The following is a 25,728-nucleotide window of genomic DNA, read 5'->3' on the forward strand; positions in this document are numbered from 1 at the left end:
CATTTCTATTAGTTGTGTATAATTTTATTTCCAACAATGTTATCACCAGAGCCACAATGATTCTGAGTGACTGAACCAATATTCGTGTTTTGCTCCGGTTGTACCAGTTTTAAAATTTCCTGTATTTCTGATGATTCGTTCAATTTTCGTTCGATTACATGTTCACCATAATCCTGAAGTTTAAGAGCATTTACTTTATAAGATAACTTCTCCAATAGGGCATCATCTACAAGCCATCCCGTTAACTTTTCTTTTAAGAAGTCTGTAGTTATTGCAACGCCAGTCTTAAATCCATCATAGAGTATTCCTGACAGCAGCGTACTTGTTAAAAACCCCATATCTACCCCTTAAATTTGTTTATTTAATCCTGTAGTAGCCAACTAAAACTGTCCACTCTTTTTAAAGCTTTTCCAGTTACCAAAGGTGGCTTCAGAACTTCCCATCTTTCTGCTGGCTATCCAGGAATGAATCATAAGACGGTATCAAAGTGACTTGACAGCCTTTTTGCACTGTAAGTGCCGATAAGTCCACTTCTCGCTGTCAGATTGAATAGCGATTAATCTACATTACAGCATCAATAATTATTTGAAAGTGTCATTCACAATGACGAACAGAACCAATAACAACATAAATCCGATGATGCCCAAGATGATGCTGGCGTCACTATCCATGTGCATTTTACCTTTACCAGCTAACAGGTAAGCGGCGATAACAAATGGAACGCAGAGAGCAGGGTGGATGGTGATCATTACGGCAGCCAGTATTAGGCAGGCTATAAATAGTGTTGATGACATGTTTCCCTCATTTTAGCGCCCCAAATTCCCCCGAGAATTTTCGAAATAGCTGATAAGTATATGATCATATTGATCTTTTAAAGACGGTGTTAAACGTGTGCTAAAGGTCATGACTCTGATTATCTTATTGTTTTATATAAATAAATTTAAGAATTCTCACCTTTAGGAATCGTATTCGGTATCTTTTTAACTCATTGATTTTAAAGGTGAATTTTGTTGTTTATCGAAATTTATTGAAATTTTATCGAAATCTGATATTCGGTCTTTTATAGCATCACGTATTCTTTCCCTCTCGTATCAAGATACTTGTTCGTCATCTTCTCCGATTTATGCCCCAGTAGTTTCATCGCAAATTCCTTACCTTTTTCCTTTTCATACAATCGTCCGGCTAAACTTCTGATCTCATGAAATTTTGAAAGAAGTACTTAGCGGCTTCATCGTTTGCAAAATGACGCCTAACTAATCTAATGCAACGTTCTTTATCTATGTATTACCGCCAGAAATGTGAACATATCGACAGGTTGATGGCCATGAAAAGCTAACTGGTGCGCCAGACAGTGAAAAGAGTCAATCTATATTTTGAACGTAAATGGCTATGGACGCAGGGGCACTCCGTGACTCAATGGTAAAGCGGGGAATGGTCAATGATAATACCGTACTCTGCCATCATCTCCTCCAAATTGTGTAGGTTCAAGCCAAATACATTGCGCGACCATATCAATGAACAGTGCTGTATTTTCAGTGGTATATGCAGAAAACATCGTAAAAAATAACATATTGCCTGACGACGGATTACTGCAACAGAGCCGTATTTATTGTTGTAAAAATAACAATAAATTATCTCGCATAAGAAATATCTTACAATAAGTCAGCTTCCATTCTGATATACGCCCCTTTTTGTTTATTGTTTAATCACCTCAACAAGGCAAAATGTTGATCAATATCAAATTTTGATAAAATTGTTACTTTGATAACCTCAATTGTGTTGACATTTTCTAATGTAATTAGAATAACCTCAGACTATAAACATGAAAAAGCAACTGATAGCACTTACAGCACTGTCTTATTTGATTTTTGGCTTTAATGCAGCAAACGCAAAAGCACCAACAGCAGAATTAACAGTCAAAGGTCAGGTGAGCCCCCCTGGTTGTATTGTCATGGCTCCAGACGGCGGAGTCTATAACGTCGGTGAAATTGCAGGGCATACTGTTAAACCTTCGGCACTCACCGTATTGCCTTCAATAACCAAAAACTGGTCAGTAATTTGTGATGCTGAAACCTACGTTAGCGTGACCGGTAGCGATAACCGTGCTGGCAGTAGCACGTCCGGAGGTCGCTATGGATTAGGTTTTGTTAATGGCGCCGGAAAAATAGGTGATTACGGCGTTTATTTTTCAAATGCAAAGGTTGATGGTACTGCAAAATATTTCCGTAAACAGGAAGAAGCCGCTGCGGCTATTTTATCATTAAGCATTGGGCCACTGAATGGGCTGAGCTGGGTCCATGCTAATGCAACAAAAGCACCAGGAAAAGTATTCAGTGCTGATATTGAAGTCATGCCGAGACTTGGCAGTGTTGCTGATATGAAAGGCCCCATTACAGAGAATGTTAAAATAGATGGTTCAATGACGTTGAGTATTATCATTGGTATATAGATAATAATACTTCTAAAGGGAATTCATTATTAAGTCCGTCATTTAAAATAAGCATTGATAATTTTATATCTAAATTAATAAGATTTGCGCGGCAGTAATTATATTTGCAACATTAATCCCCCAGAGAGGGTTTATTTGATGCATTGGTCTTGTAAAATATCAAAAAACCTTGCCAAGCCTGAATATGTACGGGTTGAAACGGGTGTTTGCATCCAATGGGCGCATTAAAAGATCGATGGCAGTATGGACACTGTGAAAAGCATTAAAGCTACACAGAATATGGTAAAAGTGTACGGTATGAGAGGGCTTAACGTAGCGCCATCATTAAGAATCAGACATGCCGAAGGGAATGCTATTGATATGAATATTTTATGAGCGAGAGATTTCAAAATAAAAGTGGCGAGGATATCTTAATTGAGAATTTTCCCGAAGAGGGAATGAATACAGAACTCCACGCCGTAGGGGAAAGTTTCGGTGTTATAAAAACCATGGTAGCTCTAAAGACAGAGCTGATTGGTCAACGGATATTTCATGAGGGTGTCAATGTTTTTTATCTCTTGTCTAATAATGCGGTTTTCTTATGAATGTTGTTATATCCCAATAATTTGAATAAATAATACTTTGTTAAATATAAGGTTATATGGCTTGTCAATTAATTATCTAAGTTATCTCAAAAAATATAATCATCTGCAGCATGATGTTTTCATCAAATTTATTGGCGTTAATAAATCTCAAAACTACCAATTCGGATATCCTTGACGCGTTAATAAAGCATGAGTTTTGACGCGTTATTGGAGTAATTACGATGTCGGGATCAAGCACGAAAACCTAGCAATGGCGCTGGGTTGGATCGCCATTTTGATGACTTAAGCAATATTAATAAAGGAGGTCTGTCGATACATTACCAGTAGCTAGATACTCTCGAAAAGCAGTGATCACCGGATCAAAAGCATCAACTATAGTTGATGCTCCATAAGGTTCACCGTGCATAAGCTGCAAGCCACCTGGTGAGTTTAGGTTGTGCAACGTCCTGACGTTATATTCACCATCACAATCATTTTCACCTAGCAACAACATATAGCGTCCAGATTCAGTGTATAAAGATAACTCTTCAGGACCGATATCGTCACAAGCGTTATTTTTCATACCCAACACACCAACGTTATCACGGAAAAGTTCAAGGACTTGGAGTAAGTCATCCTCAGAAGGGTTCTTTAAAGGTTTTAACTGTTCCCTATCACCAGAAGGGCTAAAGAAATAACCGCCTAACACCATATCTTTATTCATTTAGCCACCTTGATAAATTTCATTCCTGTTTCCCATGTGTATTTTACTGGGTCACCATATTTATCGACAGCATGTATAGTGAGCGAGTTTACTTCAGCGGCATTTGCGGCTGCAGCAATATCGCCTCTACAGTAACCACAGACATCTTTACCGCTCACAACCATGTTTATATCGGCTCCCTTCGAGACCCCAGCTTCATGTGCTTGTTGAAGAGCACCTATTTCGGCATGAGCATCCGCCATATTTCCATTAGGGAACGTTTCTCTAGTACCGTCAGCTAACACTTTTGCTTTAGCTTGCTTAACCGCCTAAATCTTGGGCTGTTTTCGTATAACCTTCAACATTTCCGTTGTAAACGCCTCCGGCAGCCTTGGTGTTAATAGTACGGAAGGCTTGCTGTGCTGGCAAATCAGGTACAGAAGCACGTACCAAACGCTGAACCTGTGTTGGTCGTGGTTTTCCTTCAGAGTGACTATAATCTTTTCTACTCACCGAGCTATTAAATTCAGCGATAATCTTTTTCGCACCATCAGAATGAAAACTAAGTGGATCGGTGCAAATAAGCTTACCGTTTTCACCAATATAAAATAGCTTGGCAGGGCCATGAATGTCGCTAAGCATGACAATATCGCCGGAAAATACCATTTTTTCAGTTTGTCTTTTTCCCGAGCCTCACGAGATGGCCTCGAATGCGAGGCTGCCTTGTTTTCACGCATATTAATAATGTAATGACCATTATTATTGCGGTCATCCAATTGATATTCACGGCAGATACGTGACCATGCAGCGTACGCGCTTATTATGCGCTCATACTCTTCGGGGGGAAGATTATCACGTGGCAGGTAATACAAATCATTGCCAGGCAAGCTAAGACTCATATCCATTTCCTTATGGTGTTAACTAAAGCAGTGCCACTGCATATCTATTGCTCAATAGATTTTCTACAAGAAAGCTCTGTATTTAGCCGTCTCGTGGAGTAAATATTTTTCTTATCTCTGATAAAAAAATAAATAATCGATGTCCGGCCATGGTTTCTACATTGATTATTTTAGCCAGGTTCAACCGGCGAAATTTTTACACACTCATTTCTATGGGAATCCAGATAGATAACGGTGAATGTTGTCACAGGTAATACCCTAGGATTATAGCGAACGAGGCTCTGAAAATAGTTTGAAATTATGGCGAGAGTTATACTGTCTAGTTGGCGATTTATGTTTACTGGTACTGATTTTTGTGGGAGCCAGCAACCTGAAAGCATGGAATAAGCCCCATCAGAAACTGATGAGGCTTATTGGTCATACACCCAGCGGATCTTTGAGTTAAAAACTTTTGAATCCGTTAGTCCTCACTCTCTTAAACCTAGCAGACTATTAAGCTCGTCGATTTGTTGCTGCCACTCACGTTGTAATGTGATTTTTTGGTGTTTAGGTTTCCGCGCCAAATCCTCGGCCAGTTTGGCCTCCAGATCCAGCAAGGCTGTCAGCAAATAATCTTCCTCACTTTTCATGAGGGTGGTAATAGCAGCTGTAGCAATGGCTGAATTTGAACTCGGCGCTATTACTGGTTTATCGGCCAGAATGTTGTAAACCGGAGCCAGGTCGTGCCACTCTTCGAGCCGTTGTTGGTGGATCAACCAGAAGCGATTACAACTTTGCTCAATTAGCATGCGGTCATGTGACACCAATAATACTGCACCTTTGAACGTTTTTAGTGTTTCCGCCAGTTCCTCTTTACCTTCTATATCGAGGTGGTTGGTCGGCTCATCCAGTAGCAGTAACGAATAGTTTGCCAGTGTTAAGCCGATAAACAGCAGCCGTGAACGTTCGCCACCGCTTAGGGTACTTACCTTTTGTTGATGCCGCAGGTAAGGGAAGCCCGCACCAATCAGCGCCATTTTTCGCTGGTCTTCCGTCAATGGTGCAAAAGACGTCAGCGCGTCGCTGATTGAATCGTCATCGTGTAATTGATGTAGGCTTTGATCGTAATATCCCATACGGACTTTTGGATGAAAAACTATACCCGCATCGGAGGTTTCTGGCTGGTTAAATTCCTGCCATAAGCTATGTAATAACGATGACTTACCGCAGCCATTGCGGCCAACTAGCGCGATGCGATCGCCACTTTTTACTCTAACTTCATCCAGTTCGAATAAAACAGGTGCATCCGGCGCAGGACGCACCTGCAAATCAGATAGTGCCAGCACACGATCAGCAGGCAATGCTTCACCATTGAGCCGCAATTGCCATTGATTGCCGGCCGTTAATAGAGTTTGATCTTCCTTCATTCGATCAACTTGTTTCTCCATCTGCTTGGCTTTACGAGCCAGCTTTTCGTTGTCATACACGCTGCCCCAGATAGCCAACCGTTTGGCACTTTTCGCTACTCGGTCGATCTCCTTTTGTTCTGCATGATGGCGATGAGCATCGGCGCTATCCTTTTCTTCTAACGCCAGCCTGGCTTGTGAGCAGGGTAGACGAATAAATTGCAGGGTTTTATCGCGCAAGATCCAGGTGCAGTTGGTCACGCGGTCGAGCAGGCTGCGGTCGTGCGATACCAGTACAAAGCTGCCTCCCCAATTTTGTAGAAACTGTTCAAGCCATAGCAGAGTTGGTAAATCCAGGTGGTTACTGGGCTCATCCAGCAGCAGTAAATCCGGCTGGTGGATCAAAGCTCGCGCTAGCAGCAGACGCGTATGTTGCCCGCCGCTCAGAGTTGCGGCAGTCAGTGACCATACGTTTTCCTCAAAACCCAGTGTGGCGAGTAGGACTTCGGCTTGCCAGCGTTCCGGTTGGTGCAGGCTGCCCGGAAGATGATTGAGCACCGCATCTATCAACGTAGCTTCGTTTAATGCGCAGGGCAGATGTTGTTCTACCGTGGCCATCAAGCATTGATTTGCTGTTGTGATGGTGCCAGAGGTCATAGATAGTGCACCGCTGAGGATATTCAGAAGGGTACTTTTGCCACAGCCGTTATGCCCAATCAGGCCGATGCGGTCGCCTTTTTTCAGGCTAAAAGAAATCTCAGCCAGTAACGGACCGAAGGTGTTGTCGTAGCTGACAGATTGTGCAGAAAGTAATGTACTCATAATGCTTATCCAGATTTCAGGCATAAAAATGCCTATCGTCAAAAATTACTGACGATAACCGGTAAGCCGGAGGGAAGTTCTCAGATTGTTTAGTTAGCTTCGCTCAAGCAGGTTATCGCAGCACGATACCAGTAATGCTTGAGCAATGACGATCGCTAAGGACGAGCGAAACTAAAAACATTTCACGGGTCAACATGGCAATCCTCCTTATATAAATTGGTGTATGAGTGAGTTGATTATATTGATGGAGTTGTTATTTAGTCTATCTTTTTATATTCCATTCTTATTCCAAAAGTTATGCTTTACTCACGATTTATCTGCTTTCAGATTGTCAGAACTTGCTCACCTAAGCGGCTGCTGTGCCGTTGATGAGTGGATTAAATCATAGGGTTATATTGATATCAATCATTGGTTTTACTTCATTATCAATCATAGGGTTAATGTTTTGAAGTTCAGACGAAAAAACCAGTAAGAGCTGGTTTCATTGGTGATTTATTTTGTCTATTGTTTCTACTTTAAGGATAATTCTTTGATATTTCTGGATTTCAATAGCTCATTGAATAACCTGTCGTAGTTCTCAACTTTGGTCCTAAGTGCTTCAATATAATTGTCTTTATCACTTTCAGGTAGTCGGTCAAACAAATTCAGCAATTCCCTTTGTCTTTCACTTAAAACGACTTCTGAGACGGTGGGGAGCTCTGGGTTATCCGTTTCATCACTTAGCAACCAGGAAAGGGAAACACCAAAGGCTTCAGATAATTTTAATGCCGAATCTTTGCTTATCTTTCCTTTCGTGAACCAGCGACCAGCGGCTTGAGGAGTTATTCCGCAGATACGAGCAAGCCCCGACTTATTCACGCCGGTTTTATTCATTAAGTGATAAAGTCGAGCCGCAATAGGCGGTTCCAGTGAGCTTTTTTCTTCTTTCATATCAAGATTATAAACCAAAGGTTTAATTATATAAATAACTCTTTAGTTGTACTTTGATATAACCCTATGATTTAATCTGGTTGCTGTTTAACGTGGAGGTTGAAGCTACCCAGACAAAGATGCCCATCTTCAGCCCAAACTGGGCTGGGATCAAAAATACCCATTACGTAGCGGTAGGCAACTCTAGTGCTAAAAGGTTAGTTATAAAAAATCACAATTGAACATATGAGAAAATCTACTTAAAATAAGACAAAAGGTGGTTTTTATGAATATAAATTATTTCCGTTGTCCGCTGATGTTCCATCCTCGAATAGCTAAAAGCAGTGGTTATCTGAACGTATAATCACTGCCACGAAATCAACACGTTCCGTGGCTTTCTTTTATCGAAAAGGAAAAAGTCATGAAAAATAAACACTGGTCACAAGTCGAGTATCTGCATCTTTCCGTCAAGAACCCGAATATTTTGATCAGAGGCCAACATAGTTACTACAGTGACTGTTGGGACGATGGGTTTGAACATTCGGTTGTTCGTTATCTCCACGGCGACAACGTCAGCCAGCAATGGGAGCCGCTTGGGCATATTGACCAACTTATTATTGGTGATTATGTCTGTATTGGTGCGGAAGCTGTAATATTAATGGGCGGGAATCATAATCACTCCATTGATTTTATTAGCCTTTATCCCTTTATGAGTATGGTGAAAAAATCTTATCAGCCCAGAGGGAATACCGTACTGAATGATGGGTGCTGGCTTGGAATGCGCTGTATGGTTATGCCAGGTGTTACGGTCGGTGAGGGCGCTGTTATTGCGGCAGGGAGTATTGTCACAAAAGATATTCCTGCGTATGCCGTCGTCGGTGGCAACCCGGCTCGGGTCATAAAATACCGTTTCTCTGAAGATGTCATTACGAGGATCGTAAATCTACGGATTTATAAACGACCAGATGATGAAATTGAAAAGCTGATCCCATTGCTCAGCTCTGACGATATCTCCACGCTGGAAACCGCGTTAACCGAGCTATGCCCTTGGGAAAAAGACACTTAATAAAATGAGAGCAGCTGATATTTCCTCTTTCATGGGGTTATATCAGCTATTTCTAATATGTGGCTTTAATTAATTTAGTTAGAAGGGAAATCGAGTTTAATCGGGTCCCCTGTAGGGGGTTAATAATATAAGGATGTTACCTAATGATTCCTATAGAAAACTTGATTAAGCTTCTGCCTTCGGATGGTACAGTTTTACTCCGTTGCGAACATGGTGAGATAGTGAGTGTGGAACACTTAAGAGATAATCAGTTTGTCGCGACCTTACCGGTATTAATCGAATTGGCAGAAATAGCCGGGTATACAATTTCAATGCCCGATGTTTAACGGAATAATAGCTCTGTCGGCCTGAACAACTGACAACCTAAGCAGTTGTTGTGTCATCACTCAAGGGGGCAAGATGACACAACTATCATTTATCAAATCTGACAATAACATACTGACACCGGCCATGCTCGAAGTCAGGCAGTATCTGCATTATAAAATCAAGTTGAGATACAGCTACGTCAACTATTTAACAAAATATATTCGTCATAGCGGCTTGTGGGCAGATAAGCACGCAGCCCCTATAACTTGCCTCAAATACTGTGATGTATTGCCGCGCTGTGCAATTAAACCTCCAAATGGGCAGGGGCCTGGAAATGCCATATTTTCCATAAACTCCCCCATTTAATTAATAGCGCCACCATCGACCCTAATTAGGACGGGGCGTTATGCACACACAGTATATTTCACGGAAGGAAGAAGAGTTATGATGCGAATATCGAAAAACTTGCCTTCAGGGCAGAAAAAACCAAGGCGTAATATTCAACTTGTTCTTGAGCGCTGGGGTGTATGGGCTAAAGATAATTCAGGTATTGACTATTCCTCTATTGCCGCGGGGTTTAAAGGTTTACTCCCGTATACCACCTCATCACGACCTTCATGTTGTGATGATGATGGATTAGCCGTTGATGGATGTGTTTCTCGTTTAAAACGTCATCGGTATGACGAGTGGGAATTGGTCATTCGGCATTATGTCTATAATCAATCCAAACGTGCTATTGCAAGGCAACAAAAGAAAGACGAAAGAGCAATAAGAATAAATCTACAAATGGCTGAGGGCTTTGTTGATGGTTGCCTTGCTATGATGGATATTCGCCTTGAGATGGACGCCGAAATACAAAATTAATTTTTTATGATAAAAGTGTTGGTGCGGCCGCAAAAAGTGCATTAGTCTGATAACAGTTGGTTGTGCAGTTGCACTCACACAGTCAAATAAACCTCGCTCAGGCGGGGTTTTTTCATTTTACCCCAAGCATTGATGAGGCCCGATACTTTTGGGCTCAGCTCCTAACGCGTATTAATTAGAACATCGAGAGCAGCAGGGCAACGGGCAGGCTTAAGGGCCAGGTTATACCAATTAAAAGTGATGACAAGCACCTTACTACTAAGCTCTGGTCACGTGTCAGCGGGAAAATAATGAAAGTAGAAATAATAACGCCAACTACATAAATACAGAGCAGAATAAAACCGGTATTCATCGAGCAATTTTCCTTTTGTCTATGTTGTTGGCTTATTATCACCGAAAGAGACGGTATTTTTACATAATAATTTAAATTATTAGGCCTCGCTATTTGTGTGGTTTTATAGTTCATCGCCAGCATCAATTATCCTCAAATAATCTCTGCGTCTGGATGGGGCACGGCGGCGAGCTATTTTCCAAAAGCAGCAAATATATGCCCAGGCCAACTGGCAGGGGGAGACAATGAAGATGGATAAATATTCCAGCGCGATATCCTTGTGGTTCGGCGGGTTAACAACAACGATTGGTGCCTTATCTCTAAACGAATGGGCCATGGTAGTCGGTATTGTCTGCACGACGGGAACCTTTATTGTGAATTGGCACTATAAGCGAAAAGAATTTCAATTACGGAAGAAATAAAATGTCTCCAACTCTTCGCAGTAAGTTAATGGGTGTTTCTGCTTTCGGAGCACTGGCTATTGCTGGTGTATTACTGGGTGGTGAAGATGGATTAGAGGGCCGCAAGTATGTGGCTTACTACGATGTCGTCAATGTCCTCACTGTATGCGATGGCCACACCGGTAAAGATATCATCCCCAGTAAAAAATATTCTGATGCGGAATGCGATGCTTTATTGCAACAAGATCTGACGCCAGTACAACGCATTGTTGATGCAGCTGTGAAAATCCCACTAAGCCAATACCAGAAAGCGGCTCTGTACTCGTTCACCTATAACGTCGGGCAGCATGCTTTTATCCAATCTACGCTGCTTAAAAAGCTCAATACTGGCGACATCAAAGGCGCTTGCGATGAGTTACGCCGCTGGATATATGCTGATGGTCAGTCGTGGAAAGGGTTAAAGAATCGTCGCGAGGTAGAGCGGGAATTATGCCTGACAGATTAAGTGCCGCCCTTATCGCTGTTATAACCGTGTAATTTGCTGTGTAGACGTATTACCGCCGTCAAGCAGCATAATTTCAATGTGATATAGCCGAAATATCCGCAATAACTAATCAGCAAGAATGGTTTTCGGACTATTGAAATTTAGATCCTGACTCGCTGACTCCATCGGCAGGGTTATTTAATCCCCTGGAGCAAATTGGCATTATCACCAATCAGATAGCTGGCATATATCACAGGTGTTTGCCTGGCTAATTTATTTCACAAGAAAGTAGAAACCTTAGTCCTACACCGTCGCGAAATATCGCGATGGTGATAACCCATGCCGAGGATTAATTTCTCGGCTTTTTTTTGTTCAACTAAAAAGGTATTTATTATGTCTACAAATTCAACTTTGAAATATCCAGTCGTATTAGTTCATGGCTTACTTGGATTCGACAAAATCGCAGGGGTTTACCCTTATTTTTATGGTGTCGAAGAACCGCTAAAAAAAGCGGGCGCACAAGTCTTTATCGCCACAATTTCCGCCACCAACAGTAATGAAGTACGCGGCGAGCAATTACTTAAATTTGTCAAAGAAGTCATGGCAAAAACGGGGGCGAAAAAAGTTAACCTTATTGGTCATAGTCAGGGGCCTTTGGCATGTCGTTATGTTGCTGCAACGCATCCTGAACTTATAGCGTCTGTGACCTCGGTTAATGGGGTTAACCATGGGTCGGAAATTGCCGATTTAGTTCGCTCAGCGCTGGTGCCTGGTAGTCTTCCGGAACATATTGTTAATACTATCATGTCTGCATTCGGTGTATTTGTTTCTCTGCTAAGTGGTAAGCCATTCCTGCCGCAGGATTTTATGGAGTCTATTGATGCACTGACGACCGAGAATGTGGCTAAGTTTAATACCAAATATCCTCAGGGGTTACCTGAAACCTGGGGAGGTGAGGGGAAAGAGTTTGATAATGGAGTCTACTATTATTCATGGGGGGGCGTTCTGGGTTATAACCCACTGACTGAAGGATTGAACAACCTCGATCCGCTGCACCATTCATTGGTTGCCTTATCACTCTTGTTCACCAAAGAACGTAATCAAAATGATGGTCTGGTCGGACGTTACAGTATGCACTTGGGGAAAGTTATCCGTTCGGATTATCAGTTAGACCATGTGGATGCGATTAATCAGACCGCGGGTATGGTTAGCAAGGACATTGACCCAGTTCAATTGTTTGTAAATCAGATTGAGTTGTTGAAATCAAAAGGTCTGTAAATCTAGCCCCTCCTTAATTGGAGGGGTAACCCTCAAAGTGGGCGTAATATAGTGTGAGCGGATGTTTGTTATTTATGTTCTCATTTCTTACTGCGCACCACGACATTATTGCTGAGGTGATAACAACAAAAGCCCACGCAATAGCATGGGCTTTTAGTGTTTTATTTGTCTTTTTCAAATTGGAGAGGCATTTTAAAAGCATTTTCAATATGGGGAGATAGGCTTTTTTACATCCTCATACACATCTTGACATTTGTTGCTTTATTCTCAGGTGGTTTACTCCATTTTATTGGTGAAGCTTATGAATAACTTGATGCAACAATTACAGTCAATGCTCGGGCAGACAACGAAGAAGAACGGTGACGGGGCTTCTGGCCTGAGTAATATGTTAGTGCCTGGCGCATTGGGTGGCCTTGCCGGCTTACTTGTTGGCAGTAAATCCTCACGTAAACTACTGAGCAAATATGGCAGCAGTGCGTTATTAGCCGGCGGTGGCGCGGTACTGGGAACCGTGTTATGGAATAAATATAAAGACAGAATTCGTCAGAATCATCAGGATGAACCACAGTATGGTCAACAAGTTGCCCCGATAGATCAGCGTGTGCAGCGGTTGGTCATGGCACTGGTGTTTGCGGCCAAAAGTGATGGGCATATTGATGCGAAAGAACGCGGTATTATTGAGCAGAATATGCGCGAGGCTGGTATAAGTGAGCAGGGTGAACGTCTGGTACAACAGGCAATTGATCAGCCATTGGATCCCCAATTACTGGCGCGTGATATTCAAAATGAAGAGGAAGCGTTGGAACTCTACTTCCTGAGTTGCGCCGTCATTGATGTGGACCATTTTATGGAGCGTAGCTATCTTGCCGCGCTGGGCGACGCCCTGAAAATTCCGCAAGATGTTCGTGATGGAATTGAACAAGACATTCGAGAGAAAAAGCAAAGCATTACTGATTAATTTACTTGCTGGTGGCCTTTGGTATTTTCCAATAGGCCACCGTTTCTTGATAGGCACTTCGCGGATTTTTGTCGTTCAAACAGTGTTATTAGCAGTCGATACAGCGCTATTCTCCCTCAGACTTCATTTCAGATAATAACCACAGAGCAAAATCCCGCATAGCCGGTGTCTCAGTACGAGACTGTAGGCGAGTTAACCAATATCCCCCGAGACTGACTGTCGTGCTAAAAGGTTGGATTATGCGTTCACTGCGCAATAGATGCATAAACATGGCAGGTGGAGCCAGTGCGATACCTATTTCCGCCTGCGCCGCTTCCAGCATACTGACTGACGAGTCGAACATCATTATTTGCTGGGAAGGTGAAGGTACAGACCCTCCCGCAGCAGCAAACCAAGCCGACCACTCATCGCGACGATAAGAACGGAGCAGCATAAACTTTTGAAGATCAGTAGGGTGGCGTAAATTTTTTGCTAGTGAGGGGGCGCACAGTGGGGCAAGTGGAGCATCACATAAAAATTGTGACTCCGTACCATGCCAGGCTCCATTGCCGTAACGAATGGCATAATCCAGCCCTTCAGCCACAACATCGACACGATTGTTATGTGTTGAGAGTAGAATATCCACATGTGGGGAATGTTGTTGAAAATCCCTCAGTCGTGACAATAAATAGCCGGTTGCAAAGGTCCCGACAACACCCACCCTGACTTTTTCACGCATTATTCCAGCGGAGAAACGGTCTAGCGTATCCGCGATACGATCAAAAGAATCGTTCAGGATGGGGAGCAGATTCTCCCCTTCGGTTGTGAGCACTAATCCGCGTGAAATACGAATAAAGAGGCGACAGTTGAGACGTTGTTCCAGCGCTTTGACCTGCTGACTTATTGCTGCATGGGTGACATTTAATTCGATAGCAGCCTTAGTAAAACTTAACTGTCTGGCCGCAGCCTCGAAGGCGCGAAGTGAATTTAAAGGAATATAGCTGCGAACCATAGATTTACTTGTTAGATTTTCTATTATCAAGTGCTAAATATAATCGATTGTTATCCATAGTCAATCATTGCAGAATCCTTCACGCAAAAGGAGCCACACTGCATGCCATTTATCAGTCTATGGAAGATTTACTAATGATGAAAAAGTCTATAATCAATACCTTGATCTTTACCGCCATCGCAACTTTCCCACTTTATAGTTTGGCACAAACCAAACTTACGGAGCAGCAGGTTGCGACTATCGTCAATAAAACTCTTACGCCGTTACTCGAAAAACAAGGTATTCCAGGTATGGCCGTCGCAATATTTTATGACGGAAAGCCGCAATTCTTTAACTATGGTATGGCGGATATAAAAACAGGTCGTCCGGTAACCGAAAATACACTGTTTGAACTCGGTTCAGTGAGTAAGACCTTTACCGGCGTCGCCGGAGAATATGCCATGCAAACCGGTATTATGAACCTTAATGATCCCGTGACGGAGTATGCTCCTGAGCTAACGGGCAGCCAGTGGAAAGATGTGAAAATGTTGCATCTGGCGACGTACACTGCGGGTGGACTTCCTCTGCAACTCCCCGATTCGGTGACCGACCAAAAATCATTGTGGCAATATTATCAACAATGGCAGCCACAGTGGGCACCTGGAGTGATGCGCAATTATTCTAATGCAAGCATTGGACTATTTGGTGCGCTGGCGGTGAAAAGAAGTCAGTTAACATTTGAAAACTATATGAAGGAATATGTGTTCCAGCCTTTAAAACTGGATCATACCTTTATCACCATCCCCGAATCCATGCAGTCAAATTATGCGTGGGGATATAAAGATGGTCAGCCAGTGCGCGTTACCTTGGGCATGTTGGGTGAGGAAGCCTATGGAGTGAAATCCACCTCGCAAGATATGGTGAGATTTATGCAGGCCAATATGGACCCAGAAAGCTTACCTGCCGGTAACGATAAGCTAAAAGCAGCGACCATCGCATCTCAATCACGTTATTTCCAAGCGGGGGATATGTTCCAGGGCTTGGGATGGGAAATGTATAACTGGCCTATCAATCCACAGAGGGTGATTGCCGATAGTGGCAATGATATTGCGTTAAAACCACGTAAGGTTGAGGCATTGGTACCTGCGCAACCTGCTGTGCGAGCGTCCTGGGTTCATAAGACCGGTGCAACCAATGGCTTTGGCGCTTATATTGTATTCATCCCAGAGGAGAAGGTTGGCATAGTGATGTTAGCGAACAAGAATTACCCTAATCCAGTCCGCGTACAAGCAGCATACGATATTCTTCAAGCATTGCGTTGAGATGACAGATAGCTAAACATTTCTGCTGTGCTTCTATGAGATAAATTGAAACATGGTAAAAACAGAAATCCACGCAACTGCGTGGATTTCTGTGATGTTTGTCAGTTAACTCTCAAGAGATGTAACGCCTCCCTACGCATGGCTTTGTCCCCTTAGCCCCCACATATATCACTTCGCTGAATTTCTTTTTTGCTCATCAATGTGTGTCAAAACCTTTAAACGTTCTTCGCGCAAATCCCAACTTTTCAGCAAAATTGCAAGGTATTGACCGTTTTGTGATCCGTATTGCAGTACGAGCTTTATATTTGGTACTACAATCCAGTCGAAGGTTAAGAACAATAGTTGTAAATTGTGCGGTGATCTTGCGACGCAAAGGCTCGATACAGTTAAAATACTTGGCAACTTTTCCTTTTTGTCTTTCGTGGAGCACTTATGAGTAGCCAAGAGTTGAGTAAAACCGATCGCATTATTCTCGAGATAGGGCAGCAAATCGTTAGTGGTAAATATGCCCCTGGGTCTGCATTGCCAGCGGAAACCGAGCTGTGTGAGGAGTTCCAGACGTCACGGAACATCATTCGTGAAGTGCTGCGCTCGTTGATGTCGAAGCGGTTGGTGGAGATAAAACGTTATCGCGGTGCCTTTGTGGCTTTACGCAATCAGTGGAATTATCTGGATACGGATGTTTTGCAGTGGTCATTGGCGAATGATTACGATCCCCGGCTGATCTCGGCGATGAGCGAGGTGCGTAATCTGGTTGAACCGGTCGTTGCCCGTTGGGCTGCGGAAAGGGCGACCTCCAGCGAATTGGCGGTTATTGAAAAGGCGCTTAACGATATGATCGCCTATCACCAAAATCGTGACGCGTTCAATGAGGCTGACATCCGTTTTCACGAAGCGGTACTGGCATCGGTGCATAACCCGGTGCTGCAACAACTAAGTGTGGCGATAAGTTCCTTGCAGCGTGCCGTATTTGAACGGACCTATATGGCCGATAAAGCCAATATGCCGCGCACATTGCAGGAGCATCAGGATCTGTACGATGCGATACGGCATCAGAACGCAGATGCAGCAGAACAGGCGGCATTGACGATGATCGCCAGCTCGACCAAAAGGCTGAAGGATATTACATGAGAGAAAGTTATATCGCCATTGACTGGGGCTCGACCAACTTGCGCGCCTGGCTCTACCTGAACGGTGAATGTACCAATTACCTGGAGTCAGAAGCGGGTGTTACCCGGCTCAATGGTCGCACACCCGAACAGGTTTTCCGCGACACACTTTTGCCATGGCAAGCTCATCAGGTACCGGTTCTGATGGCAGGAATGGTTGGCAGCAACGCAGGATGGATGACGGTGCCATATCTGCCTTGCCCGACGCGGCTGACTGATTTGTCCAAACAGTTAACGCGGGTTGAGCAGGCCACACCGTTCAACGCGTGGATTATTCCGGGTCTGAGTGTGGTCAACGAAGGTAATTGCAATGTCATTCGCGGTGAAGAAACACAGTTAATCGGTGCTTATACAGAATGTCCAGCTTCACTGTATTTGATGCCGGGTACGCACAGTAAATGGGTACAGATGGATGGCAGCGAGATTGTTGATTTCCGCACCGTCATGACGGGCGAACTCCACCATTTGCTGATGCACCATTCGCTTATTGGTATCGGGCTTACTGAGCAACAGGCAAATCCGGCGGTATTCCAGCAAGGGCTGGAGAGTGGTTTCAAAGAAACCAACATTATTCGCAGTCTTTTTGAGACCCGTGCGGCGCATGTATTGGGGCAATTAGATAAAAGCGCTGTCAGTGAATGGTTATCAGGGCTGTTGATCGGCAATGAAGTGGCACAAATGCAGCGGCAGTACTGCGCCACTGGCGATAAGCCAATAACCTTAATTGGTAGTCCGAAATTGACCGTGCGTTATCAGCAAGCATTGAAGTTTGCCGGACTAACCTGGCAAACGCTGGAAGGCAACCGCGCTTTCCAGACTGGTATGAGGAGTATTATCAATGAGTTGGACTACTGATCTTCCATTGATCGCTATTTTGCGCGGCATCACGCCACAAGATGTTCAGGCGCATGTGGCAGCATTGTTGGAGGCTGGTTTTGATGCAGTGGAGATCCCACTCAACTCTCCTGACTGGCAGCGCAGCATCAGTGAAACGGTGAAAGAGTTTGGGCATCGCGCGCTGATTGGTGCTGGTACAGTTTTGCAACCTGCGCAAGTTGATGAACTGCATGCGATGGGCAGCCGTCTGGTGGTCACCCCCAATATTCAGCCGGAAGTGATTCGCCGAGCGGTTGGGTATGGCATGACCGTTTGCCCTGGCTGTGCGACCGCGACGGAAGCCTTCAATGCGCTGGATGCGGGCGCTCAGGCGCTGAAAATCTTTCCTTCCAACTCATTTGGGCCGGATTACATCAAAGCGTTGAAAGCTGTGTTACCGCCAGAAGTTCCGGTTTTTGCGGTGGGGGGTATCACTCCTGAAAATTTACATATCTATCTTAATGCCGGTTGTGTCGGTGCAGGCTTGGGCAGTGATCTCTACCGCGCCGGGCAGTCGGTTGAACGTACGATACAGCAAGCCAAAGCCTTTGTTAAAGCCTATAAGGAATCGACCCGATGAAAGTGACTAAACTAACCACATACCGGCTGCCGCCGCGCTGGATCTTCCTGAAGATAGAAACGGATGAAGGTATTGTCGGTTGGGGAGAGCCGGTTGTTGAAGGCCGTGCCCGCAGTGTTGAGGCCGCTGTGCATGAGCTGTCTGAATATGTGATCGGGCAGGATCCGGCGCGAATCAATGACATTTGGCAGACGCTTTATCGCGGTGGATTTTATCGCGGTGGCCCGATTCTGATGAGCGCGATTTCCGGCATCGATCAGGCACTGTGGGACATTAAGGGCAAAGCCCTGGGCGTTCCTGTCTATCAACTGCTCGGTGGCCTGGTTCGCGATAAAATTAAAGCCTACAGTTGGGTTGGCGGCGACCGCCCAGCGGATGTGATTGAAGGTATTAAAAAGTTGAAAGGCATTGGTTTTGATACTTTTAAACTCAATGGTTGCGAAGAGATGGGTTTGATAGACAACTCACGTAAAGTTGACGACGCCGTTGCTGTCGTGGCGCAAATACGTGAAGCATTCGGTAACAGCATTGAGTTTGGGCTCGACTTCCATGGCCGCGTCAATGCACCTATGGCGAAGATCCTAATCAAAGAGCTCGAACCTTACCGCCCGCTATTTATCGAAGAACCGGTACTGGCCGAACAGGCCGAATATTATCCTCGTCTGGCCGCACAAACGCATATTCCCATTGCTGCCGGTGAACGCATGTTTTCGCGCTTTGACTTCAAACGCGTATTAGCCGACGGTGGTTTAGCCATCATCCAGCCGGATTTGTCGCACGCGGGTGGAATCACGGAATGCTTCAAAATAGCGGCGATGGCGGAGTCTTACGATATTTCGCTGGCACCACATTGCCCATTAGGGCCGATCGCACTGGCTTCTTGCCTACATCTGGATTTTGTGGCGCGTAATGCGGTATTCCAAGAGCAGAGTATGGGGATCCATTATAATAAGGGGGCTGAATTATTGGATTATGTCATTAATAAAGAAGATTTTACCATGACCGATGGTTATTTCTATCCGTTAAATAAACCAGGACTGGGCGTTGAAATTAATGAAGAGCTGGTCATTGAGCGCAGTAAGAATGCACCTGATTGGCGTAATCCAATTTGGCGTTATGAAGATGGTGCTGTAGCCGAATGGTAACCTATCCTATATATTTTTAAATAATAGGGATATACAGTAAAACTATATCAATAAAGTAATTAATAAAAATATCGATATATACATATTTGTTTTGAATCCACATTACGTGGAATGGCCATCTTATGCCCTGACACCAGGGGTACACTCATTAAGGTGATATTAATGAACATCGATCTGTGCTCTACAACACTAAAGAAATTAAACGCAAAAATAATACCGTTTATTATTATTTGCTACTTTGTTGCCAATCTGGATAAAACTAATATATCCGTTGCGGCACTGCAAATGAATGCCGATTTGGGCCTGTCTGCCAGTATGTATGGCCTGGGTGTAGGTATGTTTTATATCTCCTACATCATTTTTGAAATACCGAGTAACGTCATTATGACTCGGGTTGGTGCTCGCATCTGGATTGCGCGCATCATGATTACTTGGGGGATTGTTAGCGCTGGGATGTCATTGGTCCAAACGCCGACACAACTGTACGTGATGCGCTTTTTGTTGGGCATGGCCGAAGCCGGGTTTACGCCGGGGATTATCTACTATATCTCCTGCTGGTTTCCCAAGAGTAACCGTGCCCGTGCTATGTCATTCTTCTATATGGGATCGGTGCTGGCGTCAGTGATTGGATTACCGATTTCCGGAAGTATTCTCAATATGCACGGTATTGCTGATATCGCGGGCTGGCGTTGGCTGTTTGCGATGGAAGGTATCCCAGCCATCATTCTCGGCTGCCTGGTACTGTTACGTCTGCCGGATACGCCAAACCATGCCACCTGGCTGAGTGCAGACGAGAAAAAATGGCTGAACGCCACGTTACAACAAGATAATGGTGCCGCAGTCGTTGGGAAACATCATTCATGGACCAGTGCACTCAAGAATAAAGTGGTATTGCTATTGAGTCTGGTGTGGTTCTTGCAAGCATTTTGCTCAATTGGTATTACACTCTTCCTGCCGTTAATTATTAAAAGTGTCGCTACCGAACAGAGCAATTTCGTTATTAGCGTTTTGTCGGCTATTCCTTTTGCCTTTGCAGCTCTCTTTATGTACGTAAATGGACGTCACTCGGATCTGACCAAAGAGCGCTCGCTGCATCTGGGGGTGCCGTTGATTATTTCCGGCTTGCTGTTGGCCGCGTCGATATACACCAGTAACCTCTTTATTGCCTATATTATGCTGGTATTGACCGTTGGTTTTAATTTCGCATTGACCCCAATATTCTGGGCGGTAACGACCGAAAAATTAGCGGGTGTCGCTGCGGCGGCTTCTATCGCCTTCATTAATGCTATTGCCAACTTTGCCGGTCTGGGATTGCCGCCATTGCTGGGCAGAATAAAGGATGTCACCGGCAGTTTCCATTATGGCTTATTGATCATTGCTACGGCACTGGTTATCGGCGGTATCGTCGGTATCTATGTCGGTCGCCCATCCAAAATAATGGCGACAAAATCGTCAGCCTCATCGCTTTCGCAACATTAAGGTCTCGTTATGAAGAATATCGCGGTTAAACATAAAGTATTAAAACAGGCATCGCTACCAGATCAGTTGAATGCACAACTGAACGCGCTATACGACGTATATGAATACAACGACATGGCCGCTGGGGAGTTTGACCGGTTGGCCGTCGAGTTTCGTGTAGTACTCACCAACGGCGAAGCCGTGGTCAGTCGAGAATTTATAGAACGGCTACCTAACCTTGAACTCATCAGCGACTTTGGTGTGGGCTATGACGGTATTGATGTTGCCGCAGCAAGAGAGCGTGATATCGCCGTGACCCATACCCCCGGCGTTTTAACGGATGACGTTGCTGACCTGGCCATGGGGTTGATACTGGCAACGTCACGTCAGATCCCCGGAGCACAACGCTTTATCGAACAGGGTGCATGGCAGAAGGGCGGTTACCCGTGGACCCGTAAAGTCTCAGGGGCGCGGTTAGGCATTATTGGCATGGGGCGTATTGGGCGTACTATCGCCAAACGCGCTGCCGCATTTGATATGTCGATCGCCTATACGGATCGAGCCGCACTTGCCGACATGGATTACACCTTCCATGCAACATTGCTATCGCTGGCGGAGGCGAGTGATTTTCTGGTGGTCTGTACTAACGGTGGCGCAGAAACCCGCGGTCTCGTTAACCGCGATGTGTTGAATGCCCTCGGCGCAGAAGGCATTCTGATCAATATTTCCCGTGGTTCGGTAGTTGATGAACGGGCACTGATTGAAGCCATCGAAGAGGGGACACTCGGGGGGGCCGGTCTGGACGTTTTCACCGACGAACCGCAAGTCCCGCAAGCATTGTTACACCGGGCAAATGTGGTCGCCACACCGCATATGGCCAGTGCTACTTGGGCAACGCGCAAAGAGATGTCGCGTCTGGTGCTGGAAAATGTTAATGCCTATTTTTCTGGCGAGCCGTTGGTAACACCTATTCCGCAGTAACCGAGTGAAAACGCATTCTGTACTTAAATCAAAGCGTGGCGCTAAGCCGCGCTTGAGATTAATGACAAAGTGCCCGCAACGGTGAAAACAGGTAGATCATAAAGACGCCGTAAACCCTTCTCAGGGGGCTCGAGCCTCACGGTCCTTGGCGCGGACGCTTTACTCTTCTACCGGTTTCACCTTGCAAGATCGAATCCTTAGGATTTGTCAGCGGTCTGAGGCGTGGCATTACGCCGCGCTTATTTATAAAAAAACCTATACAAAGCCGTTCTAAATAAGGCGACGCTGGACTATTGGCAGATTCAAGTCCGAAGTGCAGCACTAAGCCACCATTCTTAATTTTGCCAACCAGCCTGATTTACCTGCTCCCCAATAATTAATGCAGTGCAGAGTTAGCCACGTCTGCTACTGGCATAGAACGGAACAATGCGTGCTCTGCCAACAAAAATCCACGCAATTGCGTGGATTTTATGGCGTTTTCGATTCTTATGAGATTCAGCGAAACCCCATGAGACAACAAATTTTATTTAGACGTTGAACAAGAAGTTCATCACATCGCCATCTTTTACGATGTAATCTTTACCTTCTGAGCGCATCTTCCCTGCTTCTTTTGCACCTTGCTCACCTTTGTAGGTAATAAAGTCGTCAAAAGCGATAGTTTGGGCGCGGATAAAGCCTTTTTCAAAGTCGGTGTGAATTTTACCGGCAGCTTGTGGCGCTGTTGCACCTACAGGGATGGTCCAGGCACGGACTTCTTTAACACCGGCGGTGAAGTAAGTTTGCAGATTCAACAATTCATAACCGGCACGGATCACACGGTTCAAACCTGGCTCTTCAATACCCAACTCGGCCATAAATTCAGCACGGTCTGCATCTTCCATCTCAGCGATGTCAGATTCAACCGCGGCACACACTGCAACCACGACTGAACCTTCAGCGGCAGCAATGGCACGCACTTGATCCAGATATGGGTTATTCTCAAAACCATCTTCATTGACGTTAGCAATATACATGGTTGGTTTCAGCGTCAGGAAGCTCAAGTAACGGATGGCCGCTTTATCTTCTGCAGTCAGGTTCAATGCACGCAGCATGCCAGCATTCTCTAAATGCGGCAGGCATTTTTCCAGTGCTTCCAGTTCAGCTTTAGCATCTTTATCGCCGCCTTTAGCTTTCTTCTGCACGCGATGAATAGCACGTTCGCAAGTTTCCAGATCGGAAAGAGCCAGTTCAGTATTGATAGTGTCAATATCATCAGCGGGATCAACTTTACCAGCAACATGGATGATATTGTCATTTTCAAAGCAACGCACTACATGGCCAATCGCTTCGGTTTCACGAATATTGGTCAGGAATTGGTTACCCAGCCCTTCACCTTTCGAGGCCCCTTTTACCAGGCCTGCGATATCCACGAACTCCATCGTGGTTGGCAAAATGCGCTGAGGTTTTACAATCTCGGCCAGTTGGTCCAGACGCGGATCCGGCATTGGCACCACACCCGTATTGGGTTCAATGGTACAGAACGGGAAGTTAGCGGCTTCAATACCCGCTTGTGTCAACGCGTTGAACAGGGTGGATTTACCAACGTTAGGCAGGCCCACAATACCGCATTTGAATCCCATGTTTTATATCACCTTAAATAACTTAAAAATCAACTCGTTAGGGTTAACGGGCCGATGTAATCAAAATTTATGCCGCCATTATACACATTCTGACGATTTATCTCGATCATGCTGTTTCATTGTGTGAATTGCTTTTATCGTAATATCCGATAGGTAATTGATTTTTCTAACTCTGTGCTCTGGATCACGCTTCCTCTACCTGAAGTTTTTTGCTAAATGTCCGATAACTAAATATTAGGGTCAGCATACTGAATTTGGATTATTCCCATGGAAATGAATATCTATAAATGGCTGATAGTGATTTTGTTTGGGGGCGTGGTGGGGATCTTGGGAATGTGGTTTCTGACGGCAGATTCTGAGCCTGCTGGGCCAAGCTTTGCAGAGTTGGTTGATCAATATGGTCTGCAAATAGAAAACCGATCAGACAAAAGCGTAAGATATGTGGGTTACCAGAAAAAAACACTTTATGAGGATTTTGACGGTGTTCAACTGAAATTCACTGCCATCAATGACAAGTTCGAGCGTAGCCACGATTTATCAGATAATAAGAAAAAAGCTGCCGATTGGGATACGCTTTTTTGCACTGATGAACTGCAAGATATTGCGGATGAATATGACGCCAAAAGTAATCATTTTCTAGGGCGGGTTAGAGTCATTATTGGCGGTGTTGTCCTGACCGGTGAAGGTCAGCAGGGCATCAATGCGTTGTGCAACAAAAATCAATAAAGTGAAAGGTTAATTCCCCGGTGCAAGGCGGTTTCCGGGGAATTAGGTAAACCTCTACTGCGTGCCCGCTTTGAAAGAATGCAGGCGATTCATAGCCTTGGTAATATCTTCTTTCAGCAGCACTTCAGTACAGCGAATAGATTCATCAATGGCGTCGTCAATTAGGGTTTGTTCACTGGCCGGTGGTTTGCCCAGAACGAAACCAGTAACTTTACTTTTATCGCCAGGATGGCCGATACCAATGCGTAAACGATAGAAATTTGGGTTATTACCGAGCTTGCTCTGAATATCTTTCAGACCATTGTGGCCACCGTTGCCGCCCCCTAGCTTCAATTTCGCCACACCCGGTGGGATATCCAGCTCATCGTGTGCGACTAAAATTTCTTCTGGCAAGATGCGGTAAAACCCTGCCATTGCCGCAACAGCCTTGCCACTTAAATTCATAAAGGTAGACGGTACCAGCAAGCGCACATCTTGGCCTGCCAGATTTAACCGTGCGGTATAACCGAAGAATTTGCTCTCTTCTTTCAGTTGTTGGTTATGGCGCTGTGCCAATAAGTCCACATACCAGGCTCCCGCATTATGGCGGGTTTGAGCATATTCTGCGCCCGGATTTGCCAGCCCAACGATTAATTTAATGCTACTCACGTCGTCATTCGCTATTACTAAAGGAATTAAAGTGTGACAGTTTACCTGTCATGGCGCGTAATGACAAAACTGCTGGTGTGAGTTTGCTGGGGGTTAATAATTAGAACGGTGAATAGTTCATTTGTGTAACAATTCAACTTTAGTGCCAAATGGCTGGAAAATGTAAAGATTTGTCGGAATATATTCGCCAGTTGTGATCGCAAGCGCAATACCTTTACTGCCAGCCTGACTATACTTAGTTATTAAGTGGACATGAATAATCGCATTAAGCAAGCAGTTTCGGATGCTGAACGTAGTGATTATTTATTGGCAACCCAAGTGGAGGTGGCATATGAAACGTAAAAGCGCAGCAAGACTCGGTAATGTGCTGATGGGACTGGGATTGGTGACAATGGTCGTTGGGGTAGGTTACTCAATTTTGGCCGAAGTTACACAATTTGGTTTACCGCAATTCTTTGCCCACGGCGCAGTGATGAGTATTTTTGTTGGTGCACTGTTATGGTTGGTCGGCGCTCGTATTGGTGGGCGAGAAGAAGTTGCAGACCGTTATTGGTGGGTTAAGCACTTTGATAAACGCTGCAATCGCAACCAGCGCCACTCATAACATCTGAGTGTTGCCCGAAGTGTATGACAAAATATAACCTGTTACCGCAGCTTTAAATCGAGCTGATGTTCAGGAGGAGTAATGACGGCCCAAAAAACCACAGGTCAAGAACCTATAGACCAAGAGTAGAAAACCCGTTGTAGCAGCCGCTTCAACGGGTTTTTCTTTAAGTTATGAACACCCAGACAATGATGCCCAAAAGTGGCTCATCA

27 protein-coding genes and 2 pseudogenes are annotated in these 25,728 nt (G+C 44.7%); 17 read left to right on the forward strand and 12 right to left on the reverse strand.

Annotated elements, in window-relative coordinates; genetic code table 11:
- Positions 1–8: 8 nt before the first annotated feature.
- The 3 genes and pseudogenes from ACNSO8_RS23815 to ACNSO8_RS23825 all read right to left on the reverse strand — a co-directional run.
- Positions 9–338: a hypothetical protein gene (locus ACNSO8_RS23815; RefSeq protein WP_050298250.1), complete on the reverse strand. Its 330-nt coding sequence runs from the start codon at positions 336–338 to the stop codon at positions 9–11.
- 243 nt (positions 339–581) lie between these two features.
- The gene (locus ACNSO8_RS23820) at positions 582–794 is read right to left on the reverse strand and encodes a hypothetical protein (protein WP_418396117.1); all 213 of its coding nucleotides are present in this window, start codon (positions 792–794) and stop codon (positions 582–584) included.
- Positions 795–1,060: 266 nt separating this feature from the next.
- Positions 1,061–1,204: pseudogene (locus ACNSO8_RS23825) on the reverse strand (tyrosine-type recombinase/integrase); the annotation flags it as partial.
- A gap of 618 nt (positions 1,205–1,822) precedes the next feature.
- Between ACNSO8_RS23825 and ACNSO8_RS23830 the strand changes: the two are divergent.
- Both ACNSO8_RS23830 and ACNSO8_RS23835 read left to right on the forward strand, forming a co-directional pair.
- Entirely contained in the window at positions 1,823–2,449 is a 627-nt protein-coding gene (locus ACNSO8_RS23830) for a DUF1120 domain-containing protein (protein WP_019079681.1), read from the forward strand.
- Positions 2,450–2,820: 371 nt separating this feature from the next.
- Positions 2,821–3,033, forward strand: a complete 213-nt coding sequence (locus tag ACNSO8_RS23835) for a hypothetical protein (protein WP_046694919.1) — start codon at positions 2,821–2,823, stop codon at positions 3,031–3,033.
- 292 nt (positions 3,034–3,325) lie between these two features.
- Here the strand turns inward: ACNSO8_RS23835 and ACNSO8_RS23840 are convergent, their stop codons facing one another.
- From ACNSO8_RS23840 to ACNSO8_RS23860, 5 genes and pseudogenes are all read right to left on the reverse strand, one after another.
- Complete coding sequence (locus ACNSO8_RS23840) at positions 3,326–3,736, reverse strand: DUF6911 family protein (RefSeq protein ID WP_050916815.1); 411 nt, start codon at positions 3,734–3,736, stop codon at positions 3,326–3,328.
- Entirely contained in the window at positions 3,733–4,020 is a 288-nt protein-coding gene (locus ACNSO8_RS23845; RefSeq protein WP_074011431.1) for a hypothetical protein, read from the reverse strand. The genes ACNSO8_RS23840 and ACNSO8_RS23845 overlap by 4 nt, the downstream gene beginning before the upstream one ends.
- A 22-nt stretch (positions 4,021–4,042) precedes the next feature.
- A pseudogene (locus tag ACNSO8_RS23850) lies at positions 4,043–4,614 on the reverse strand (hypothetical protein); the annotation flags it as partial.
- Positions 4,615–5,081: 467 nt separating this feature from the next.
- A complete protein-coding gene (locus ACNSO8_RS23855; RefSeq protein ID WP_050160133.1) occupies positions 5,082–6,821 on the reverse strand; it encodes an ABC-F family ATP-binding cassette domain-containing protein in 1,740 nt (579 codons plus the stop codon).
- Positions 6,822–7,331: 510 nt separating this feature from the next.
- Positions 7,332–7,751 (reverse strand): helix-turn-helix domain-containing protein, encoded by a 420-nt coding sequence (locus tag ACNSO8_RS23860; RefSeq protein WP_050123443.1) that lies wholly within the window; start codon positions 7,749–7,751, stop codon positions 7,332–7,334.
- A 400-nt stretch (positions 7,752–8,151) separates the two neighbouring features.
- Here ACNSO8_RS23860 and ACNSO8_RS23865 point away from each other — a divergent pair, with 400 nt between their 5' ends.
- Both ACNSO8_RS23865 and ACNSO8_RS23870 read left to right on the forward strand, forming a co-directional pair.
- The gene (locus tag ACNSO8_RS23865) at positions 8,152–8,796 is read left to right on the forward strand and encodes a CatB-related O-acetyltransferase (protein ID WP_019079674.1); all 645 of its coding nucleotides are present in this window, start codon (positions 8,152–8,154) and stop codon (positions 8,794–8,796) included.
- A 750-nt stretch (positions 8,797–9,546) separates the two neighbouring features.
- Positions 9,547–9,966 carry an antiterminator Q family protein gene (locus tag ACNSO8_RS23870; RefSeq protein ID WP_019083270.1) on the forward strand — a complete coding sequence of 140 codons (420 nt, stop codon included), beginning with the start codon at positions 9,547–9,549 and terminating at the stop codon, positions 9,964–9,966.
- A 175-nt stretch (positions 9,967–10,141) separates the two neighbouring features.
- On the opposite strand, the gene ACNSO8_RS23875 is transcribed toward ACNSO8_RS23870, so the two are convergent.
- A complete protein-coding gene (locus tag ACNSO8_RS23875; protein ID WP_005170265.1) occupies positions 10,142–10,318 on the reverse strand; it encodes a GhoT/OrtT family toxin in 177 nt (58 codons plus the stop codon).
- A gap of 224 nt (positions 10,319–10,542) precedes the next feature.
- Here ACNSO8_RS23875 and ACNSO8_RS23880 point away from each other — a divergent pair, with 224 nt between their 5' ends.
- The 4 genes from ACNSO8_RS23880 to ACNSO8_RS23895 all read left to right on the forward strand — a co-directional run bounded on the left by ACNSO8_RS23880 (position 10,543) and on the right by ACNSO8_RS23895 (position 13,418).
- Positions 10,543–10,719 (forward strand): phage holin family protein, encoded by a 177-nt coding sequence (locus tag ACNSO8_RS23880; RefSeq protein ID WP_005161370.1) that lies wholly within the window; start codon positions 10,543–10,545, stop codon positions 10,717–10,719.
- A 1-nt stretch (position 10,720) separates the two neighbouring features.
- Positions 10,721–11,203: a lysozyme gene (locus ACNSO8_RS23885; RefSeq protein WP_019079671.1), complete on the forward strand. Its 483-nt coding sequence runs from the start codon at positions 10,721–10,723 to the stop codon at positions 11,201–11,203.
- 372 nt (positions 11,204–11,575) lie between these two features.
- The gene (locus ACNSO8_RS23890; RefSeq protein WP_046050800.1) at positions 11,576–12,460 is read left to right on the forward strand and encodes an esterase/lipase family protein; all 885 of its coding nucleotides are present in this window, start codon (positions 11,576–11,578) and stop codon (positions 12,458–12,460) included.
- 301 nt (positions 12,461–12,761) lie between these two features.
- A complete protein-coding gene (locus ACNSO8_RS23895; protein WP_019079669.1) occupies positions 12,762–13,418 on the forward strand; it encodes a tellurite resistance TerB family protein in 657 nt (218 codons plus the stop codon).
- Between the two features lie 106 nt (positions 13,419–13,524).
- On the opposite strand, the gene ampR is transcribed toward ACNSO8_RS23895, so the two are convergent.
- Entirely contained in the window at positions 13,525–14,409 is an 885-nt protein-coding gene (ampR, locus tag ACNSO8_RS23900) for a LysR family transcriptional regulator AmpR (RefSeq protein ID WP_019083269.1), read from the reverse strand.
- Positions 14,410–14,543: 134 nt separating this feature from the next.
- On the opposite strand from ampR, the gene ampC reads away from it, so the two are divergent.
- The 7 genes from ampC to ACNSO8_RS23935 all read left to right on the forward strand — a co-directional run bounded on the left by ampC (position 14,544) and on the right by ACNSO8_RS23935 (position 21,919).
- Positions 14,544–15,710, forward strand: coding sequence for a class C beta-lactamase (gene ampC / locus ACNSO8_RS23905; RefSeq protein WP_418396118.1), 1,167 nt, complete (start codon positions 14,544–14,546; stop codon positions 15,708–15,710).
- A gap of 432 nt (positions 15,711–16,142) precedes the next feature.
- Positions 16,143–16,841, forward strand: a complete 699-nt coding sequence (dgoR, locus tag ACNSO8_RS23910) for a D-galactonate utilization transcriptional regulator DgoR (RefSeq protein ID WP_019079666.1) — start codon at positions 16,143–16,145, stop codon at positions 16,839–16,841.
- Positions 16,838–17,734, forward strand: a complete 897-nt coding sequence (locus tag ACNSO8_RS23915) for a 2-dehydro-3-deoxygalactonokinase (protein ID WP_019079665.1) — start codon at positions 16,838–16,840, stop codon at positions 17,732–17,734. Before dgoR ends, ACNSO8_RS23915 begins: the two co-directional genes overlap by 4 nt.
- A complete protein-coding gene (locus tag ACNSO8_RS23920; RefSeq protein WP_019079664.1) occupies positions 17,718–18,335 on the forward strand; it encodes a 2-dehydro-3-deoxy-6-phosphogalactonate aldolase in 618 nt (205 codons plus the stop codon). The genes ACNSO8_RS23915 and ACNSO8_RS23920 overlap by 17 nt, the downstream gene beginning before the upstream one ends.
- Complete coding sequence (gene dgoD, locus ACNSO8_RS23925; RefSeq protein ID WP_019079663.1) at positions 18,332–19,480, forward strand: galactonate dehydratase; 1,149 nt, start codon at positions 18,332–18,334, stop codon at positions 19,478–19,480. The genes ACNSO8_RS23920 and dgoD overlap by 4 nt, the downstream gene beginning before the upstream one ends.
- Before the next feature lie 162 nt (positions 19,481–19,642).
- Positions 19,643–20,959 carry an MFS transporter gene (locus ACNSO8_RS23930; RefSeq protein ID WP_019079662.1) on the forward strand — a complete coding sequence of 439 codons (1,317 nt, stop codon included), beginning with the start codon at positions 19,643–19,645 and terminating at the stop codon, positions 20,957–20,959.
- Between the two features lie 9 nt (positions 20,960–20,968).
- Positions 20,969–21,919 (forward strand): 2-hydroxyacid dehydrogenase, encoded by a 951-nt coding sequence (locus ACNSO8_RS23935; protein WP_411927559.1) that lies wholly within the window; start codon positions 20,969–20,971, stop codon positions 21,917–21,919.
- Between the two features lie 527 nt (positions 21,920–22,446).
- Here the strand turns inward: ACNSO8_RS23935 and ychF are convergent.
- Entirely contained in the window at positions 22,447–23,538 is a 1,092-nt protein-coding gene (gene ychF / locus ACNSO8_RS23940) for a redox-regulated ATPase YchF (RefSeq protein ID WP_019079660.1), read from the reverse strand.
- 267 nt (positions 23,539–23,805) lie between these two features.
- On the opposite strand from ychF, the gene ACNSO8_RS23945 reads away from it, so the two are divergent.
- Entirely contained in the window at positions 23,806–24,264 is a 459-nt protein-coding gene (locus tag ACNSO8_RS23945; RefSeq protein ID WP_019079659.1) for a hypothetical protein, read from the forward strand.
- Positions 24,265–24,318: 54 nt separating this feature from the next.
- Here ACNSO8_RS23945 and pth read toward each other — a convergent pair whose 3' ends face one another.
- Entirely contained in the window at positions 24,319–24,912 is a 594-nt protein-coding gene (gene pth, locus ACNSO8_RS23950; protein ID WP_019079658.1) for an aminoacyl-tRNA hydrolase, read from the reverse strand.
- A gap of 331 nt (positions 24,913–25,243) precedes the next feature.
- Here pth and ychH point away from each other — a divergent pair, with 331 nt between their 5' ends.
- On the forward strand, positions 25,244–25,516 hold the full coding sequence (gene ychH, locus ACNSO8_RS23955) for a stress-induced protein YchH (RefSeq protein ID WP_005161340.1): 273 nt from the start codon (positions 25,244–25,246) through the stop codon (positions 25,514–25,516).
- The last annotated feature ends 212 nt before the right edge of the window (positions 25,517–25,728 follow it).

Source organism: Yersinia sp. LJYL362 (assembly GCF_048323875.1).

What these genes read in the sequence shown, in the direction of transcription:
- ychH (WP_005161340.1), top strand. Translation starts at nt 25,244, where the DNA reads ATGAAACGTAAAAGCGCAGCAAGACTCGGTAATGTGCTGATGGGACTG.
- ampC (WP_418396118.1), top strand. Translation starts at nt 14,544, where the DNA reads ATGATGAAAAAGTCTATAATCAATACCTTGATCTTTACCGCCATCGCA.
- ychF (WP_019079660.1), bottom strand. Translation starts at nt 23,538, where the DNA reads ATGGGATTCAAATGCGGTATTGTGGGCCTGCCTAACGTTGGTAAATCC.
- ACNSO8_RS23830 (WP_019079681.1), top strand. Translation starts at nt 1,823, where the DNA reads ATGAAAAAGCAACTGATAGCACTTACAGCACTGTCTTATTTGATTTTT.
- dgoD (WP_019079663.1), top strand. Translation starts at nt 18,332, where the DNA reads ATGAAAGTGACTAAACTAACCACATACCGGCTGCCGCCGCGCTGGATC.
- ACNSO8_RS23890 (WP_046050800.1), top strand. Translation starts at nt 11,576, where the DNA reads ATGTCTACAAATTCAACTTTGAAATATCCAGTCGTATTAGTTCATGGC.
- ACNSO8_RS23870 (WP_019083270.1), top strand. Translation starts at nt 9,547, where the DNA reads ATGATGCGAATATCGAAAAACTTGCCTTCAGGGCAGAAAAAACCAAGG.
- ACNSO8_RS23880 (WP_005161370.1), top strand. Translation starts at nt 10,543, where the DNA reads ATGAAGATGGATAAATATTCCAGCGCGATATCCTTGTGGTTCGGCGGG.
- ACNSO8_RS23945 (WP_019079659.1), top strand. Translation starts at nt 23,806, where the DNA reads ATGGAAATGAATATCTATAAATGGCTGATAGTGATTTTGTTTGGGGGC.
- ACNSO8_RS23840 (WP_050916815.1), bottom strand. Translation starts at nt 3,736, where the DNA reads ATGAATAAAGATATGGTGTTAGGCGGTTATTTCTTTAGCCCTTCTGGT.
- ACNSO8_RS23835 (WP_046694919.1), top strand. Translation starts at nt 2,821, where the DNA reads ATGAGCGAGAGATTTCAAAATAAAAGTGGCGAGGATATCTTAATTGAG.
- dgoR (WP_019079666.1), top strand. Translation starts at nt 16,143, where the DNA reads ATGAGTAGCCAAGAGTTGAGTAAAACCGATCGCATTATTCTCGAGATA.
- ACNSO8_RS23820 (WP_418396117.1), bottom strand. Translation starts at nt 794, where the DNA reads ATGTCATCAACACTATTTATAGCCTGCCTAATACTGGCTGCCGTAATG.
- ACNSO8_RS23865 (WP_019079674.1), top strand. Translation starts at nt 8,152, where the DNA reads ATGAAAAATAAACACTGGTCACAAGTCGAGTATCTGCATCTTTCCGTC.
- ACNSO8_RS23860 (WP_050123443.1), bottom strand. Translation starts at nt 7,751, where the DNA reads ATGAAAGAAGAAAAAAGCTCACTGGAACCGCCTATTGCGGCTCGACTT.
- ACNSO8_RS23875 (WP_005170265.1), bottom strand. Translation starts at nt 10,318, where the DNA reads ATGAATACCGGTTTTATTCTGCTCTGTATTTATGTAGTTGGCGTTATT.
- ACNSO8_RS23915 (WP_019079665.1), top strand. Translation starts at nt 16,838, where the DNA reads ATGAGAGAAAGTTATATCGCCATTGACTGGGGCTCGACCAACTTGCGC.
- ACNSO8_RS23895 (WP_019079669.1), top strand. Translation starts at nt 12,762, where the DNA reads ATGAATAACTTGATGCAACAATTACAGTCAATGCTCGGGCAGACAACG.
- ACNSO8_RS23935 (WP_411927559.1), top strand. Translation starts at nt 20,969, where the DNA reads ATGAAGAATATCGCGGTTAAACATAAAGTATTAAAACAGGCATCGCTA.
- ACNSO8_RS23885 (WP_019079671.1), top strand. Translation starts at nt 10,721, where the DNA reads ATGTCTCCAACTCTTCGCAGTAAGTTAATGGGTGTTTCTGCTTTCGGA.
- ampR (WP_019083269.1), bottom strand. Translation starts at nt 14,409, where the DNA reads ATGGTTCGCAGCTATATTCCTTTAAATTCACTTCGCGCCTTCGAGGCT.
- ACNSO8_RS23855 (WP_050160133.1), bottom strand. Translation starts at nt 6,821, where the DNA reads ATGAGTACATTACTTTCTGCACAATCTGTCAGCTACGACAACACCTTC.
- ACNSO8_RS23920 (WP_019079664.1), top strand. Translation starts at nt 17,718, where the DNA reads ATGAGTTGGACTACTGATCTTCCATTGATCGCTATTTTGCGCGGCATC.
- ACNSO8_RS23930 (WP_019079662.1), top strand. Translation starts at nt 19,643, where the DNA reads ATGAACATCGATCTGTGCTCTACAACACTAAAGAAATTAAACGCAAAA.
- ACNSO8_RS23815 (WP_050298250.1), bottom strand. Translation starts at nt 338, where the DNA reads ATGGGGTTTTTAACAAGTACGCTGCTGTCAGGAATACTCTATGATGGA.